Origin of the sequence: Prevotella sp. P6B4 (genome assembly GCF_000619985.1) — a bacterium.
Lineage (GTDB): Bacteria > Bacteroidota > Bacteroidia > Bacteroidales > Bacteroidaceae > Prevotella.
Genome location: NZ_JHVE01000002.1, coordinates 1 through 17,143 on the forward strand (window position 1 = coordinate 1; position 17,143 = coordinate 17,143).

9 protein-coding genes are annotated in these 17,143 nt (G+C 50.7%); 6 read left to right on the plus strand and 3 right to left on the minus strand.

The annotated features are described in order from the left end of the window. The coding region (locus T491_RS17290; protein ID WP_197018769.1) for a transposase at positions 1-154 on the plus strand (154 nt) is incomplete at its 5' end. Between the two features lie 213 nt (positions 155-367). Here the strand turns inward: T491_RS17290 and T491_RS0101325 are convergent. Then, positions 368-1,819, minus strand: coding sequence for a family 43 glycosylhydrolase (locus tag T491_RS0101325; RefSeq protein ID WP_028902285.1), 1,452 nt, complete (start codon positions 1,817-1,819; stop codon positions 368-370). Between the two features lie 26 nt (positions 1,820-1,845). Continuing rightward, on the minus strand, positions 1,846-3,942 hold the full coding sequence (locus T491_RS17980; RefSeq protein ID WP_231480149.1) for a family 43 glycosylhydrolase: 2,097 nt from the start codon (positions 3,940-3,942) through the stop codon (positions 1,846-1,848). A 362-nt stretch (positions 3,943-4,304) separates the two neighbouring features. Here T491_RS17980 and T491_RS0101335 point away from each other — a divergent pair, with 362 nt between their 5' ends. The 4 genes from T491_RS0101335 (at position 4,305) to T491_RS0101350 (ending at position 12,503) form a co-directional block, all read left to right on the plus strand. After that, positions 4,305-7,595: a TonB-dependent receptor gene (locus T491_RS0101335; RefSeq protein WP_231480150.1), complete on the plus strand. Its 3,291-nt coding sequence runs from the start codon at positions 4,305-4,307 to the stop codon at positions 7,593-7,595. A gap of 54 nt (positions 7,596-7,649) precedes the next feature. After that, the gene (locus T491_RS0101340) at positions 7,650-9,662 is read left to right on the plus strand and encodes a RagB/SusD family nutrient uptake outer membrane protein (protein ID WP_028902287.1); all 2,013 of its coding nucleotides are present in this window, start codon (positions 7,650-7,652) and stop codon (positions 9,660-9,662) included. Between the two features lie 167 nt (positions 9,663-9,829). Then, complete coding sequence (locus T491_RS0101345) at positions 9,830-11,038, plus strand: DUF6057 family protein (protein ID WP_028902288.1); 1,209 nt, start codon at positions 9,830-9,832, stop codon at positions 11,036-11,038. After that, entirely contained in the window at positions 11,019-12,503 is a 1,485-nt protein-coding gene (locus T491_RS0101350; RefSeq protein WP_081773191.1) for a PD40 domain-containing protein, read from the plus strand. Before T491_RS0101345 ends, T491_RS0101350 begins: the two co-directional genes overlap by 20 nt. Here T491_RS0101350 and T491_RS0101355 read toward each other — a convergent pair. Then, positions 12,487-14,748: a SpoIIE family protein phosphatase gene (locus T491_RS0101355; RefSeq protein WP_028902290.1), complete on the minus strand. Its 2,262-nt coding sequence runs from the start codon at positions 14,746-14,748 to the stop codon at positions 12,487-12,489. The genes T491_RS0101350 and T491_RS0101355 overlap by 17 nt on opposite strands. Before the next feature lie 186 nt (positions 14,749-14,934). On the opposite strand from T491_RS0101355, the gene T491_RS15385 reads away from it, so the two are divergent. Beyond that, positions 14,935-17,136 (plus strand): cellulase family glycosylhydrolase, encoded by a 2,202-nt coding sequence (locus T491_RS15385; RefSeq protein ID WP_051522903.1) that lies wholly within the window; start codon positions 14,935-14,937, stop codon positions 17,134-17,136. The last annotated feature ends 7 nt before the right edge of the window (positions 17,137-17,143 follow it).

Sequence of the window (17,143 nt, forward strand, 5' to 3'; positions counted from 1 at the left end):
CAGGGAAAGATATAAGATAGAGGCAAAAAATGCAGAGCTGAAGCACGTCTATGGCTACAACAGGGCAGAATCATATGGCCTGTACTCCATGCAAATGCAAGGAGCTATCACCATTTTTGCCGCAAATATCAAGAGAATCCTCAAACTAATCTGAGCAAAGAATATATTTCTCAAAAAAAGCTCTTTAAGAAGCCGTATAAACCTCATCTGGGGGTATTACTGACCACAAACTGAAAATTGAAAAAAGCAGATTGCCAATCCGTATGTAACGGCTATATGCAATCTGCTTTTAATAAAAATCAAGGTTGCCCCCTCAAATGGAGGGCTTTTTCAGTGCCCTCCCGCATAAGGAGGGGAGCTTTATTGTTTAGTGGTTCTTGAAGTTCCACTTCGAGTTGTCGGAAGTGAAATCATACTTTGCTAATGTCGGCGTAGAGTCACCTGCTGAATAGAGGCAGAACTCGGTGTTCACACCGGGCTGACCAGGGATGGCCTTCGGCATGATACGGTAGGTACCGTCGGTGAGCTGTTCGATACGCCAGAGCTGCTCGTCGGCGCCGGTATAGGCGGGAACTGTGGTCACCTCCTTGTCGGCAGTAGCAGCGAGGGCACGCTCTGTACCTTCGATGGTGATCTTGAAGTAAGGATTGCTCAGATAGCCGCCGGCAGCATCAACCGGTGTGATGGTCCAGCGCTGGTGCGGACGGTGCATATAGTCGCCGATACGAGCAGGGATGTTACCCTGAGGCCAGGTGCCGATGACCTCGGCAAGTGTCTGGTTGGCAATGGGTTTTACGGGCTGCTGCATCTGCTCACGGTTGAACCAGCCCTGACGCTCCTGCTGCATACGGACGAAATCAACGGTCAGCTCTAAGGCGTAACCGCGACGCTCCGACTCAATCTCGAAGGTGCCGCCCTTGAAGTTATCACCAGCTACAGGCCAGCCGTTCTTCCAGACGAGAGGACGTACGGCCAATACCGAGCGACCGCTCCGTTCGAAGTCGGCCTCCCAGTGGAACGACATCACCTCTACGCCTTCGTCGATGATGTAACGGCCGAAGTGTCCGGCACCGCAGGCACGCTCCTCGGCAGCAATCACCATCTTACCGCCACCATGCAACATGTCGCGGCCCACATTGTCGAGATAAGGGCCCTGAACACTGCGTGAGCGACCTACTACGATATTATAGGTAGAGTTCACGCCGTCGCAGCAGGTGCCGTGGGTTCCCAGCAGATAGTACCAGCCATCGCGGTACATCAGGTCGGATGCCTCGCAGTCGATGGCAATGTCCTTCTCTTTGTTGCCTTTCTTACGGAAACCGGTCTTGGGATCGAGTTCTATCAGTCGGATGGTACCGAAATACGTGCCGTAGCTGACCCACAGACGCCCCGTGGTGGGGTCTAACAGGAGTCCTGGGTCGATGGCGTCCTGATCCTCCATGCCGTCAGAGGCACACACCTCTACAGCCTCTGTCCATTTGAAGTCGGGCGACTTGGGGTCGAGGGTCTTGTTCCACATGGTGAGGATACGACCAGCGTGACCGCCGCCTAAGCCACCACCCGTGGCGCCATAGATACATAGGTAACGGTCGCCAATCTTCAGAACGTCGGGTGCTGCGCCGCCACCAGGGCGGTCGGCACCGCTGTTCCAGCTCCAGCCGTCGGCCGAGATGAGGCCACCGCCGCCAGTACCGAAGGTGTAGTATTTGCCATCACACTCAGCAAGTGTCGAGGGGTCGTGAATATAAGGAGCGCCAATCTGCGCATGAGCGGCTGCTGTTACAGCAAGTGTCGCCAGTATTGTATGAAGTTTTTTCATAATTATCAATTATCAATTGTCAGTTTTCAATTATTAACTACCTTGTAGTTGGTAACGGGAGTACCTTTCTCGTCGAGGAAACGGACGCAGAAGTCGCTCATGCCGGGGCCGTTGATGATGGCACCACGCAGGATGTTACGACCTTTCTTCAGCTTCAGACGTGGCGACATGGCATCGTCCTTCACCATGCGACGGTCGCCACTAAGCAGCAGGGCCTCTTCGCCGTTCAGCCACCACATCGAGGCGGAGTTGGAACCTACGGCCAGACGGACATTGTCGATATCCTCGTCGCAGTCGATAATGGTTACTGCCCAGAAGAGCACGCCATATACCTGCTGGCCCCATTTCTCGGCAAAGCGGAACAGCTTCACGTTCATGTTCTCGCTGTCGAGGGCGTGCCAGGTGAGCGTCTGATTAACGTTGACTATTTTGGGCTTAGCAGGCTCCTGAGACTGGCCGAAGCTGCGGCCGAAGCCGGCGGGTACCTCTTCGCGTTTGAAGGATACCTTCACCTTCTGACCATCCTTTGGTACGATAGTCTGCTGTCCTTTGAAATAGGGCATGTTGAAATGTTCACGCAGATAAGAGTCGGTAAATACTGTATTGCCGCTGTTGGGCTTGTCGATAGGCTCTAAGAGCAGCCAACGGCGGATGAAACCTTCTTCATCGGGCTTTGCTGGTGTGGCAGTAGCACGTGAGAAATACTTAGGACGGTTCTTGAACTGTACCCAGTCCACGCTGATGCCGGCATCGCCTTCAACGGTGATCACCAGGTCGGTCACACCTTTGGGGGTGTACTCCAATGGCGCTGTGAGGGTGAGCCACTGGTTACTGAAGTCGCGACGGAACATAGCGGGAGTTCCGGCAGGCATCTCAGGCTTCACGGTCATATCGAACTTGGCGATGATCTTGCCTTTGGCATTCTTCTCACGGAGATAGAACTTGGTGTTATTGGCGGCTTTGGCATTGATGAGGACATAGCCGTCGGTCAGACAGGCGAGATCCACATCGTTGTATCGCAACCAGCTGCCTTTGGCAGGGAGGGTAGCCTGGAAGCTGCGGAAGGTGTTCACGGTGTCGATCAGCTGAGTGGTCACATCCTGACTGGCAGCGCTGTAGCGGTCGATATCAATACGTTCTGTGGCCTGGTTGATACCCACACCACGCATGGTCTGCTTCACCTCCTGGATGGTGCCGTCTGGGTTGAAGCTCAGTTTCTCGATACATACCGAGCGGCGCTTGTCGTCGCGGGGTGAGAAATGGTTACGGTGATAGAACAGATACCACTGGCCCTTGTAGTTGACGATGCTGTGGTGGTTGGTCCAGCAGCCGTTGTCGTGCTCGGCCATGATCAGTCCTTTGTATTCGTAGGGCCCCATCGGGCTTTTGCTCATGGCATAGCCCAGTACTTCGGTATTCTCTCTGACGTAAGGGTAGGTGAGGTAGTAGTTGCCGTTGTACTCAAAGGCAAATGGACCTTCCGCCTGACGGTTAGGCAGCCCTTTCAGGCAGTTCACACCATACATCTCGAATTCGCGGTCGCCCCATTTCACTTTCTCCTTGGGGGTATCGTCGGCAAGTTCCTTCATGTTGGGTTTGAGCTTGGCACAACGACCTGCTCCCCAGAAGATATAGGCATTGCCGTCAGATGCCTGGAGCACACAGGGGTCGATGCCGCTGATGCCTTTGATGGGCTCTGCTTCTGGTACGAATGGTCCTTCAGGACTGTCGGCGATGGCTACACCGATGCCGAAACCGAAGCCGTTAGCAGGTGTTGAGGGGAAATAGAAGTAGTACTTCCCGTTTCTGTAGATACAGTCGGGTGCCCACATCGAGTAGGAGTTAGGCTTCACCCAGGGTACTTTGTTCTGGGTAACAATCACACCATGGTCGGTCCAGTCGGTCAGGTTCTCCGACGAGAATACATGGTAGTCCTCCATGGTGAACCAGTCCTTGCGCTGCTGGTTGGCAGGTGGCAGGATGTCGTGCGATGGATAGAGATACACCTTGTTGTTGAACACGCGAGCCGTCGGGTCGGCCGAGAACTGGTCGCGGATCACTGGGTTCTGTGCCATGGTCAGCAAAGGCACAGACATCAGTACTGAAATACAAATTTTCTTCATTGGCGATGGTTTATTACTTATTATTGTCATGCTTTCTGTTGCAAAGTTACATATTTTTTAATAATATGAGTAGAATTATTGTTAAACGTTTAATAATGTTTGTTTGCAATTTGTAACACAAAATTTGTGTCGTGTAACATTTTAAGGCATTATTTTGATTTTATAAACTCTGCGTTACATAAAATAAAGTATTTAAGTTAATTTTAATATATATTTGCAGCCGAAAACGCGGCCAATAACGCCAATGCTGTTGCAAGCTTAAAACTTTAGGTTTGAATGACAAATTCAGCCAAACATATATTACAATTATCTAACTAATTAAATTAATTATGTGGAATTTTAAATCAATCGAAAAGCCGTTAATGGCACTGTTCCTGCTCTGTTTGTTCCCATTGGGAGCGCTGGCTCAGAGTCTGGTTAAGGGAACGGTGAATGATGAAGCTGGTGAACCAATCATTGGTGCTTCAGTAAAGGTACAAGGTACTAATACTGGTGTGATCACTGACTTCAATGGTAATTTCCAGCTTCAGGCAGCCTCTAATGCTACCCTGAACATCTCTTATGTAGGCTATGTGTCTCAGAGTGTAAAAGTAGCCGGTAAATCTAATCTCACCATCGTGTTGAAGGAAGATGCACAGGTACTGAGCGACATCGTAGTTGTTGGTTACGGTACTATGAAGAAGAGCGACATCACTGGTTCTGTTGTTTCTGTAAACACAGAGGACATGATGAAGCGTGCTCCAATCAACATCGCACAGGGTCTGCAGGGCGCAGCTCCTGGTGTAATCGTTACCATGCAGGACGGTTCTCCTGATGCTAAGGCTCAGGTACGTATCCGTGGTGTCGCTACCATTAATGGTAGTGCTGCTCCTCTGTATGTTGTTGACGGTATCCAGGTTGGTACTGACGCCAGCTTCGTAAGCCCCAGCGACATCGAGACTATCGACGTTTTGAAGGATGCCTCTGCTACCGCTATCTATGGTGCTGCAGGTGCTAACGGTGTGATCATGATCACCACCAAGCATGGTACAAAGGGTCATACTAATATTAATGTAACAGCCGACTTCGGTATTCAGACTCTCAGCTCTACACTGGATGTTTGTGATGGCGACCAGTACGCCAGAAACCTCCGCCAGGCCCGTATCAACGACGGTCAGGTATATAATGGTAAGGCTCTGATGTGGAATCCTGTTTGGGATGAGGAGTATGATGGCAAGCGTAAGTACATTGACTGGCAGGACCAGATGACACGTGCCGCTTGGCGCCAGAACTACAATGTTTCTGCTTCTGGTGGTAACGAGAAGACCCAGTACAACGCTTCTATCGGCTTCCTGCGCAATGATGGTGTAGTTGTTAATACTACTTATCAGCGCCTCAATGCCCGCGCTAATGTAACCACACAGGTTAACAAATTCATCTCATTTGGTGCCGATGTTTCTTGGACCCACTCTGACAGCCATGGTTCAAACGTGTCTGTAGGTAACTTCGGTAACCTGTCATCTCTGCGTGACTACGCTTTCGCATGTCCTTCAATGGACTTCATTACCAGCGGTACCGTTACTTATAAGGATCATGGTATTCCTGCAGGTACATACGTTTCTCCAAACGTTGTAAATCCTGACGGTACTTATGGTGATGTTACTGGTGGTAAGAACTTCAACGATGGTTTCTGGGGTACTACCTTAGGTAATATGTATGCTAAGCAGATGGAGCTGAACGGTCGTAACCGTAACAACCGTACTCTTTCTACTGCTCACCTGACTATCACTCCTATCAAGGGCCTCTCTTTGAAGTCTCAGATTTCTTATGACTACAGTGCAAGTTCTAACCAGAACTTCTATGGTGGTATCAAGCGCGTGAACTATATCAATGGTCAGGCTATCGACGTAACTAAGGGTAATGGTGACGCTTACTATAACCCAGCTGAGAACAACGACTATCGTTTCGACCTCGGTGATAGCGAGAGCCAGACTCTCCGCATCCAGAATACAGCTACTTACAACTGGACCAACGATATCCACAACCTGACTGTCATGCTCGGTAATGAGGTTTCTCGCTGGTATGGTCAGTGGGTTAGCGGTTCTTCTGTAGGTTATGAGTCTGCTAACAACCGTGACCTGGGTCTGACCACTCAGCCTACCAAGCGTAATGCAAGTGGTGGCTTGAACCTCGAGAGCCGCGGTATCTCTTACTTCGGTCGTGTGGCTTACAGCCTGATGGATCGTTATCTGTTGACTGCTACTATCCGTCGCGACGGTTCTTCTAACTTCGGTGCTGGTAACCGTTGGGGTACCTTCCCATCAGTAGCTGCCGGTTGGCGTATCTCTGAGGAGGACTTCATGAAGGACGTTAAATGGGTGAACAACTTGAAGCTCCGTTTCGGTTGGGGTCAGACTGGTAATGCCGGTGGTGCTACCGACAATGCTGTAATCGGTTTGAACGTTGATGGTCGTTATATTTACTATGGTGCTAACGATGCTCTTGGTATGGGTACCGGTACTCCTAACGTAACAATGGGTTACTACTCTGTTCTGAAGGATACTAACCTGAAGTGGGAGACCAACGAACAGCTCAACTTCGGTATCGACGCTGCTTTCTTCAACAGCGAGCTCGTTATCGGTTTGGATTACTTCGTACGTACCTCTAAGGACCTGCTGCTTTGGCGTAACATCCGTCCTTCATCAGGTTTCGCAAGCATCTATACCAACTATGGTGAGATCCAGAACAAGGGTATCGAGTTCATGGTTGGCTACAACAAGCGCATCAATAAGGACTGGACCGTAAATGCTACTCTGACTGGTTCTACTCTGAGCAATAAGGTTAAGAAGATGGGTGATCCTATCTACAACACTAACTCAGACTCATCTGGTCAGGGAACTGGTGACGGTTCTAACACCGGTGCTGTAGGTGCTGCCGATGGTTATCACTGGGGCAACCACTCTATCTGTAAGGAAGGTGAGGCTGTAGGATCATTCTATGGCTACCGTGTAGAGGGTATCATTAAGGACGAAACTATGCTTGCTAAGGCTAAGGCACAGGGTCAGGAAAAAGCTCGATTGGGTGACTATATGTTCAAGGATCTCGATGGTAATGGTACAATCGACGAGGGTGATATGGATATCCTCGGTCATGGTTTCCCAACTTTGAACTACGGTTTGAAACTCGGTGCAAGCTATAAGAACTTCGACTTCACCATGCAGATGCACGGTGTACTCGGTCAGAAGATCTACTCTTACTCAGCTATGCGTCTGACCAACATGTTCTGCTCTGACGATGGTACCTCTCCAAACATCCTGAAGGAGGCTGCTGCTAACGCATGGTCACCCTCTAATCCTAATGGAACTGAGGCTCGTCTGTCAATTCTTGATGAGAACTACAACATGCGCGGTAGCGACGCTTGGATTAAGAATGGTGACTTCCTGAAGATCTCTAACATTCAGGTTGGTTATACCCTCCCCAAGAACATCGCCAGCAAGCTGTTCATCCAGAATGCACGAGTTTACCTCGCTGTTCAGAATGTATGCTGCATCTCTGGCTACAACAAGTACGGAGATCCTGAGTGCGGTCAGGGAAGTGTACTCTACACTGGTCTTGATACTGGTCGTTATCCAATGCCACGTACCTATTCATTCGGTGTTAATGTTACATTCTAAACTTTGTAGTTAAGTAGATTAAGTAGTTAAGAAAATCATAAAGAATCAACAAATATGAAAACAAGATATTTCATTTTCGGAGCTGCGTTGTGCGGTGCTATGGGTTTAGGCCTGACCTCTTGCAACAACGATGAGTTCCTCGATGTTACGCACTACTCGATGCTGTCAGGTGATGCGTTGTTTGAGTCGGATGCCAACGCCATTAAGGGTATGACTGGTTGTTACGACCAGCTCCTGCCTCGTACGAATGACGACCCTTATAAATACTGGATCTTCAATGGCTGTCACCCCACAATGGACTCTCAGGCCTCTGGTTGGGATAAGGACTTCATGACCCAGGGTTGGACATCTTCACAGGCTCAGCTGAAGACCTTCTGGACCCAGTCTTACACTTGTGCATCTCGTTGTAACGACTTCCTGGCTGGTTTGGAGACCGCTGAAAACATCTCTGATGATGTAAAGCGCCATCTGCAGGGTGAGGCGATGGCTCTCCGTGGCTTCGAGTTCTTCGGTCTGGCTAATACCTTCGGCCGTGTGCCCCTCTTGATCACTGGTGAGAACTATAACAATACGCCCACCAAGGCTAAGGCTAAGGATTTCGAGGAGATGTGGGACTTCGTGATTGCCGACTTTAAGGAGGCTGCTGAACTGCTCGACTGGGAACCATTCCAGGGTCAGTATGGTCGTTGTACCAAGGGTATGGCTCTGGCATTCCTCGGCGACGCCTACATGTGGAAAGCTTACACCGTTCCCGAGAAGGCTAACGAGTGCTACCAGCTGGCTTACGATACTTTCAAGAAGATTATCGATAGTGGCGTATATGAGCTGAATCCTTCTTACACGACTCTGTACGATGCTGATGAGGCATGGCCTAAGGAGTGTATCTGGCAGATTCTTCTGAACTGTGGTGATGAATATGGTTCATGGGATAACTCTAAGCACGCCGGCGCACATGGTTGGACTGGTTTCTACTTTGGTCCTACATCAAACGGTGCATGGGGTACTTACCAGATGTCTTGGGAGTTGTATGACTCTTTCGAGAATTATCTTGATGGAGATTATGCAGGTTCTTTCGACAAGCGTCGTGATGGTTCAATGGTAACTGCAACTGTTCCTTACGAGTTGCGCAAGGATCATCCCACATGGGAACAGCGTGTAAAGCCCTCTGAAGCTTGGATGAAGGCCAACAAGAGCCACCTGCGTGGATACAAGAAGGTGACTGTAGATGGCAAGGATGACTATGTATTCGATCAGGATACCTATGATGCCTATAAGATTACTGAAAAGGGTGACAATGGTATCTATGACCCTCTGCACCCCATTGGCTTCAACCCATTCAATCAGGAGTATGTAGGTTGGGACGGTTTCCACTGGGAGGCTTCTGACCCCGCTCCTACCGTATGGTCAACAAAGCACTGGCGTAACGGTCGTGGTTGCGACTGGTCAACAGGTATGCTCTGGCTCCCCGACCACATCTACTTCAAGCGTTATGCTAACGTACTGCTCGACCAGGCAGAGTGCTGTTTCCGTCTTGGTAAGGAGAATGAAGGCTGGGATCTCGTAAAGCAGATCCGTGAGCGTGCATTCGGTAACCTCGAGGTTGGTAAGGACCTGTCTAAGTATCTGGCTTACCATCAGAAGATGGCCGATTTCTACGGCGATCAGGGTCATGGTGATGCTGTTGACGTAACAAGCTATCCTTTCCCATTCAATACTGAGAAGGTTAACGTTCCCGATGCTAAGGAGTACTACACCAAGATTAAGAATGATTATGGCTATAGCTCAGAGGTTTGGAAGGTTGCTGTTAATATCGAGCGCCGCAAGGAGTTCTCTGCAGAGCCTTACCTGCGTTCAGATATGCACAAGTCAGGTTTCTTGGAGGATCACGTAAACACTGTATATCCAAAGAACTCTTTACCTGAGAACGGACCTTCTGTAATCATGGAGTGGCGTACTGCCCGTAGCTTCAACTTCAGCATGGATAAGATGTTTATGCCAATTCCTGAGAACGAGATTCTCATGAACTCTGAGTGTGAGCAGAATGCTGGTTACACAGGTGAAAATTAATTTCTGATTGACTAAATTTTATAAGTTAGTTATAGTAGTTAGTATTAGACACATTGTTTTGGTATTTTCGGAGATGCTGCATCGTGATGATGCGGCATCTTTTTTTGTAAATTCTTTGGTGATGTTGGAATAAAATTGTAACTTTGCAGCATCTTTTTCTAACCTAAATGATGAAGGCAAAGACGTATATACAGCATAACGGGCTATGGCTGCTCGTGGCGGTGCTGGGGATAGCGGTATCAGGCTATTTCCTGCTCAGACTGCCGTTCTTACTCTTGGCGCGCGAACAGGCGCAGCTGTTTCTGTGGAATACCGACTATCTGATGGAACGGCTTGTCGTGCCCGGTGGACTGGCGCAGTACTTAGGTGAGATGATGGTGCAGTTCTTCCTGAACCCGCTGGCGGGTGCCATTTGGTATGGCGCGTTGTTTGTCGTCATCACCTGGCTCTCCTTCCTGTTGATAGGCTCGCCCAAGCATAGGTATCTGTCTCTGTTGAGTCTGGTGCCGTCGTTGGTGCTGACTTATCTGTGGACGGATATCCGTTTCCCGATGACGTTAACTGTAGCGGTTCTTTTAGCATTGGCGCTGGCGGTGTGTGTGCAGCTGCTCAACCGCAAGGCGCAGTTGGCTGTGCTCACCGTGCTGATGCCGGTGGGCTATTGGCTGATCGGTCCCGCCATCGTGCTCACGCTGATTCCTATATTATATAAGAGGTGTAACATCGTGCCCGCCATGGCATTGGTCATCTGGTTGGTGGCTTGCGTGCTGGGCAGTGCCAGGGTGGTGCCTTATCCGCTGAAGCAGGTGGCGCGAGGCGTGGATTATTATCTCGACGATACGAAATTCGGCACCTACGAGGATATGACGTACGACATGCTGGTGCGTGAGCAGCGCTGGTCGGCTGTGGTGAACCGCTATCATGAGCAGGGCTCGGAGTCGTTGGCTATCCGCAATGCGGTGGGGCTGTCGATGTTTCAGCTGCAGCAGATAGACCAGCAGGAGATGCTCAGCCATTTCGAGTTCTCTACCAAAGCGCTCAGTAGTATCTCATCGGCCTTCATGATGAGCGAGGTGTGTATGCATGTCGGGATGGTGAACATCGCCCAGCGTGCGGCGTTCGAGGCGATGGAGGCAATCCCTAATCATAACAAGAGTGCAAGAGCGCTACACCGTCTGGTTGAGACCAACCTGATCACCGGTCAGACGGATGTGGCACTGAAGTATATCGCCATTCTCGAACAGACCACCTTCTACCGGGGATGGGCGAGCAGGATGAGAGTGCTGGCGGAGCAACCGCAGCAGCTGGATCATCATCCGTATTATCACCGTTTAAAAGAGATTTATGAGCATGGAAATGATATGTTCTTCTATTAAGAAGCTGTTGGCTGTCGGATGTTGGTTGCTGGCTATCGGTCTGGCAGCTTGTAGCAGTCTGCCAACCGATGTGAAGCAGGTGAACCAGATGCCTGATATCTATCCCGACTATGTGGGGGTGACGATTCCTACGGACATTGCGCCATTGAACTTTGTGATGGCCGACGATGCGGTGGAGACCATCGACGTGGAGGTGACAGGCTCGAAAGGCGGCTATCTGCATGCCAATGGCGATGTGGCCGACTTTGATATCGATGCGTGGCACCAGCTGTTGGCGCAGAACAAGGGTGGGGCGCTGACGTTTACCGTCTGTGCGCTGAAGGATGGCCAGTGGACTGGCTATCAGCCGTTTACCATGATCGTCAGTGAGCAGGCATTAGAAGCCTGGGGTATCACCTATCGCCGTATTCCGCCCAGCTACGAGATGTACAGCCGGATGGGACTCTATCAGCGCAACCTGAGCAACTTCGATGAGGAGCCGCTGATAGTGAATACCCAGACGCCCGACCAGTGCCTGAACTGTCATACCGCCAACCGTACCAATCCTGATCAGTTTGTGTTCCATGTGCGTGGCAGCCATGGTGCTACGGTGGTGGGTAAGGAGCGTGTCGAACTGCTCAAAGCCAAGAACGATTCGTTGGGTGGCTCGATGGTCTATCCCTATTGGCACCCGGGCGGCCGCTATTGTGCGTTCTCAACCAATAAGACCTCGCAGATGTTCCATACCAATATGAAGAACAAGCGTATTGAGGTCTATGATGCCGCGTCGGATGTGTTTGTCTATGATACCGAGACGCATACTGTGCTGGGCGATACCATCATCATGAAGAAATACTGGGCGGAGAACACGCCTGCCTTCTCGCCCGATGGCAAGTGGCTTTATTTCACCACTGCCAAACGTCAGGTCTATCCTACCGATTACGATCAGGAGAAATACAGTTTGTGCCGTATCAGCTTCGATGCGCAGACTGGTACCTTAGGCACTCAGGTGGATACGCTGGTCAGTGCCGATGCCACGGGTAAGAGTGTGTCGTGGCCCCGTCCTTCGTACGATGGGCGTTACCTGATGTACACCCAGACGGATTATGGCTACTTTACGATATGGCATCCCGAGGCCGACTTATGGCTGCTCGATCTGCAGACGGGCGTGTCGCGGCCGATGACAGAGGTGAACAGCGACAGGGCGGAGAGCTGGCATAACTGGAGCGTGAACAGTGGTTGGTTCCTGTTCACCAGTCGTCGGGAGAATGGACTCTATACCCAGATCTACCTGGCGTCGATTGATAAGACGGGAAAGGCTGCCAAACCGTTCCTCCTGCCTCAGCGTGATCCGAAGCTGTATTATCAGAATATGTTATACTCGTTTAATATCCCTGACTTTACTTCCAAGCCGGTTGACTACGACAGTTATCAAACGGCCAGGAAGCTGAACGGTCAGGAGCGGGTGGCTACAAGATTTCAGTAGCCTCCGCATCTTCAATGGTTATCTCGGGTTCGTCGTAGAACTCGGGCTCGTCGTACACCTTAGGTTCCTCTATGGGCTGTGGGGCTTCAAACACCTCAGGCTCAGGCTGCTGTGGCTCAACCACGGGCTGTACCTCGGGTTCAACCTCCGTCTCTGGCTCGGGCTCTTCGTCAGCCTTCTGTTCCAGTTTCGCACCGCCCTTATACCGGATGGCCAGCAGCGACATGTCATCGCGCTGCTCATAATCGCCGGCAAAGTGCTGTACGGCATCAAGCATATTGTCGATGAAAGGTTTGGGGCGTGGGTCCAGTTTCATGGCCTGCAGGGCAGAGCCCAGCATGCGTTTCTCGTTGAAGACGCGGTGTTCTGCATTCTTCACTTTGATGAGTCCATCGGTATTGAGGAAGAGCATCGTACCTGGTAACAGTGTGGTCTCCTGCGCCTCGAACTTCCAGTTGGGGCGCTCGCCGATGGGCACGTTCTGCTCTACCGGCAGATGGTGCAGCTCGTTGCTCACCAACAGCGGTGCACTGTGGTTGGCGTTACAGAAGTAGAGGACGCCGTTGTTGATGTCGAGCACGCCCACAAACAGGCGTACGCCAACACCTTGTTCATCGTTCTTGGCCAGTGCGCTGTTGATGGCCATCATAATTTTCTCGGGTCTGGGCTCAAAGGCAGCAGCCGTGCGGAACTGGGCTTTGACCAGCGTGGTGAGCAGTGAGGCCTTTACGCCCTCAACGGTTGCCTCACCAACGCAGAAGAACAGCTTGCCGTTGCGCAGACAGAAGTCCATCACGCCACCGCCCTGTATCTGTCCGAGCTTGACGGCGCTCCACATATCGAAGTGCTTGTGCTTGGGCATCAGGCTGGGTGGCATCACCTGCTGGATATTCTGGCCGATGCGCAGTTCCGAGTCCTCGCGCTCTTTCACGATGGTGTCGGCCTCCAAGCGGTCGTAGTCGTATCGCAGATCCTCGTATTGGGCTTCCATCTGTTTGGCTTTACGGTGACGGACTACCATAAACGCGGTCATACAGAGTATCAGACATACAAAGCCGATGACAATCAGTGTTTGGTATTTGCGGTTTTTCTGGGCCTCCTGCTCAGTCATCTTCTCCACGTTATCCACAATCACCGCCAACTCCTCTTTCTCGATGTTCTTCGACTTGGTGATGGCCTGTCCTAAGGCGTTGCTGATATCCATGGCTACCTGGATGGCTGAGTCGCGCCGACCTGCCAACAGGTTGGTGCGGTATTTCTTCAGCACCAGACTCTCGATATTCTCGAGTGAGTAGTTCTGGGGTGTCTCGCCCATCATGGCATTCAGACTGCTGTAGTTCTCGGCAGCCTCGTCCCACCGGTGGGCAGTCGTCAGATAGTCGTTGGCATCGATGCGGCCTTTCGGGGTGTTGCTGAACTGGGTGGTCAGGAACTTCTCATAAGCCTTGGCAGCTTCTTCGCTACGGCCTAATCCTTCGAGGGCGATGGCCTGGTAGATATCATAGCGGGCCAGCTGACGGTCGATATAGTCGGCATCGGCGTCGAGGCGCTGTTCGTATTCGCTCAGCACCTGTCCGAAACGGGTGATCCAGTTCAGTGCCTCCTGCCATTTCTTGGCGTAGATATAGTTATAGGTGATATTGATCAGACCGGTGATACCGTCTTTATAGACCAGGTCGTTGTGGTAGGTCTCAATATTCTCCATGTGTCGCTGGTAGGCTTTGTTGAATCCTTCAGCATTGCCTTCGTTGGTGCCTAAGCCTTCCTGGCAACAGCCTATATAGATCAGGATATTCAGATAGTCGCTGGTACTGTCGCAATCCAGCGATTCCAGTTTCTGCACAACCGGTATGCTGATGTTCAGACCTTCCTCGTAGTTACCTCTCACGGAGAGCATGTTGGCCAGTCGGCTTGCCGATCTGGCGTAGTAGGTCATCTCGTCGGGATCGGTCGATTCGGCAGCCGCGTTGAGCGATGCCTTCCAGTAGTACTCTGCCAGACGCTGGTGTTTCATCTTGTCGTAGGCATAGCCTCGCCAGTAGCATGCTTTGGTGGAGGTGATGCTGCCGATGGTCTCCAGACTGTCAACCACTTGCAGCAGTTCTGTGTATTTTCTGGTCTTCTGGGTGGCTTCAATCAACTTGTCGGCCTCGCTGATCTGACCTTTCTGTTGTTCCTCTCCGCAGGCTGTCAGTAGCAGTGCGATGATCATTGTCAGGAATATCCAATGTTTTGTCTGTCTCATATTCGGTTTCAAGAAATTGATGTTTCTGGATGCAAAGATACAAAAGAATTTTAAATAAACTCAAAAACAAGGTAAAAAAGTGTATGTAGGGTTGGTATGATACGTCATCAAAAGTAAATGTAACTTGCGAAAAAGGCTGTTTGGTGGAAAGTGTGTAATTTTGCACCCTGATAAACTGAAACATTCATGAGACGTATATTTACTCTAATTACAATTCTGTGCGCACTTGGCGCAGGAGCTCAGGGAGTCAAGCCATTGCCCTCGCTCCACACTGAAGGAAAATGGCTTGTTGACAAACATGGTAACCAAGTGGTGCTCCACGGTGTGATGGACACGCCCAACATGTATTTTAATGGTTGGCGCTGGGGATCGCCCTGGACGGAGAATCCCACCAATTATAACGCTACTGGCGCAACGAGATGCCTGCCATATTTTGAAACGCTGTTCGCTGGCATGGAAGAGGCCAAATGCAATATCTTCCGCTTGCATCTGGACCCAGCCTGGACCAATGACCCCAATAGTTCTTATGTTTATCCCGGTTCTGACGGTCAGGCCCAAGGTGTGACTGGCGAGGCCGATATCACGAAATTCAATCCTACCCGTCTGCGTACGTACTTAACCTCTTTATATCTGAAGCTGGCCGACAAGGCCATGAATCATGGTCTGTTTGTAGTGATGCGCCCTCCCGGCGTGTGTCCTCACAATCTGAAGGTAGGCGACTACTATCAGCAGTATCTGATAACGGTCTGGGATATCGTTTCGAGTCAGCAGTTTGTGAAAGATCATCCCGGACAGATCAGTCTGGAGCTGGCTAATGAGCCTGTGAATATCAGGAACGCCAACAATCAGGACGATACGAAGGCGTTGCACGACTACTTCCAGCCGGTGGTTGACAAGATCCGTGAGAATGGCTTTACGGGTATCATCTGGGTTCCAGGCTCTGGCTACCAGTCAAACTACCGTAGCTATGCAGAGCATCCTATCGAGGGCGAGAATATCGGTTATGCCGTGCACGACTATCCCGGTTGGTATAACAGTAGCGACGATAATCCGGATCCTGATCAGAAGATTGCCAGTTTCCATGATGCCGTACCCGTTGTAGATACCAATCCGATATTGATCAGCGAGGTGGACTGGAGTCCTATCAAGGAGCCGAAAGAGCCTGATACCAATGGCGATGGCAGCATCAAACGTAATGAGTTCGGCGATATCGTCTATAAGAATCTGGGCACCTGGGCCACGGGCTCTACCTCGAAATGGGGTAAGGCTTTCAAGGCTGTGCTGGATCATTTCGGCAATATCTCGATGACCCTCACGCATCCCCATGATTTCATGGATCTCGATGCTCTCTATAATTATGGGTTAGTAACACCTGCGTTCGATGGTAATCCAGAGGCCTGCGGTAAGGCTTGCTTCGACTGGTATGCCGACTATTATCAGATGAACAGGCCTCATGACGACGAAGAGGCAGAGACGGGCGACTTCTATACCGTTCAGGCGTTGAAGGCCGATCAAGAGTCGTTCGACCTGATGCTTGGCGACAAGATACCGATGTCGCTGCAGTTACTCTATGCCGACGGACATACCAAGGAAATCTCGGGCGTGGCAACCTATACGGTCGATAACCCTGCGGTAGCTGCGGTGAAGAACGGTCAGCTCTGTGCACTCGCCAGTGGCGAGACGCAGCTCAATGTCTCTTATACCGATATCAAGGGCACCGAGTGGAAAAAGTCGTTTGCCGTCACGGTTACTGGTCTCGACCTGGGTGATCTAACCAGTCTGAGCAGTCTGTCGGATATCACTGCCCAGCCATTTGCCATCATGAATAAGGAGACGGTGAAGATGATCTATGGTTCTACGATGCAGAATCTGGGTTGCGATCTTGCCACTCAGGTAGTTAATGATAAGGCTATCAATGGCTATATGTTCAAAGCTGAGGCTATTTCCGGTCGTAGTGGCTGCTACCTGCTTCGCTTGCTGACATTGAGTGGCAGTGAGTATAGTGTTTATGGTAGTCCTGGCTATCTGAACGGCTACTCTATTTATGGCGACTGCAGTTTCATTCTCGGACTGAATGAACAGTATGGTCAGGACGCAGCTGATGGCGCTGTCTGGGAAATCAAATATGTAGCAGGTCAAGGCTTTACGCTGAAGAATATGTACACAAGTAAGTATCTGCACGATGCATCATCGGCTAAGTTTGATACTCCCGCCTATTTCGACTTCCTGAAGGCTGGTAGTAACACCACTGGCATCCAGACCGTTGAGCGAGCTGCCGATAACGAGACCGTCTATACCCTGCAGGGTGTCAAGGTAGGTACCCGTCAGCAGTGGGACGCTCTGCCACGCGGCGTCTATGTCGTGGGCGGCAGGAAAATCTTGAAATAACTCCTTA

Excerpts from the sequence above, each read along its gene's own strand:
- T491_RS0101325 (WP_028902285.1), bottom strand. The coding sequence starts at position 1,819 with ATGAAAAAACTTCATACAATACTGGCGACACTTGCTGTAACAGCAGCC.
- T491_RS17980 (WP_231480149.1), bottom strand. The coding sequence starts at position 3,942 with ATGAAGAAAATTTGTATTTCAGTACTGATGTCTGTGCCTTTGCTGACC.
- T491_RS0101335 (WP_231480150.1), top strand. The coding sequence starts at position 4,305 with ATGGCACTGTTCCTGCTCTGTTTGTTCCCATTGGGAGCGCTGGCTCAG.
- T491_RS0101340 (WP_028902287.1), top strand. The coding sequence starts at position 7,650 with ATGAAAACAAGATATTTCATTTTCGGAGCTGCGTTGTGCGGTGCTATG.
- T491_RS0101345 (WP_028902288.1), top strand. The coding sequence starts at position 9,830 with ATGATGAAGGCAAAGACGTATATACAGCATAACGGGCTATGGCTGCTC.
- T491_RS0101350 (WP_081773191.1), top strand. The coding sequence starts at position 11,019 with ATGATATGTTCTTCTATTAAGAAGCTGTTGGCTGTCGGATGTTGGTTG.
- T491_RS0101355 (WP_028902290.1), bottom strand. The coding sequence starts at position 14,748 with ATGAGACAGACAAAACATTGGATATTCCTGACAATGATCATCGCACTG.
- T491_RS15385 (WP_051522903.1), top strand. The coding sequence starts at position 14,935 with ATGAGACGTATATTTACTCTAATTACAATTCTGTGCGCACTTGGCGCA.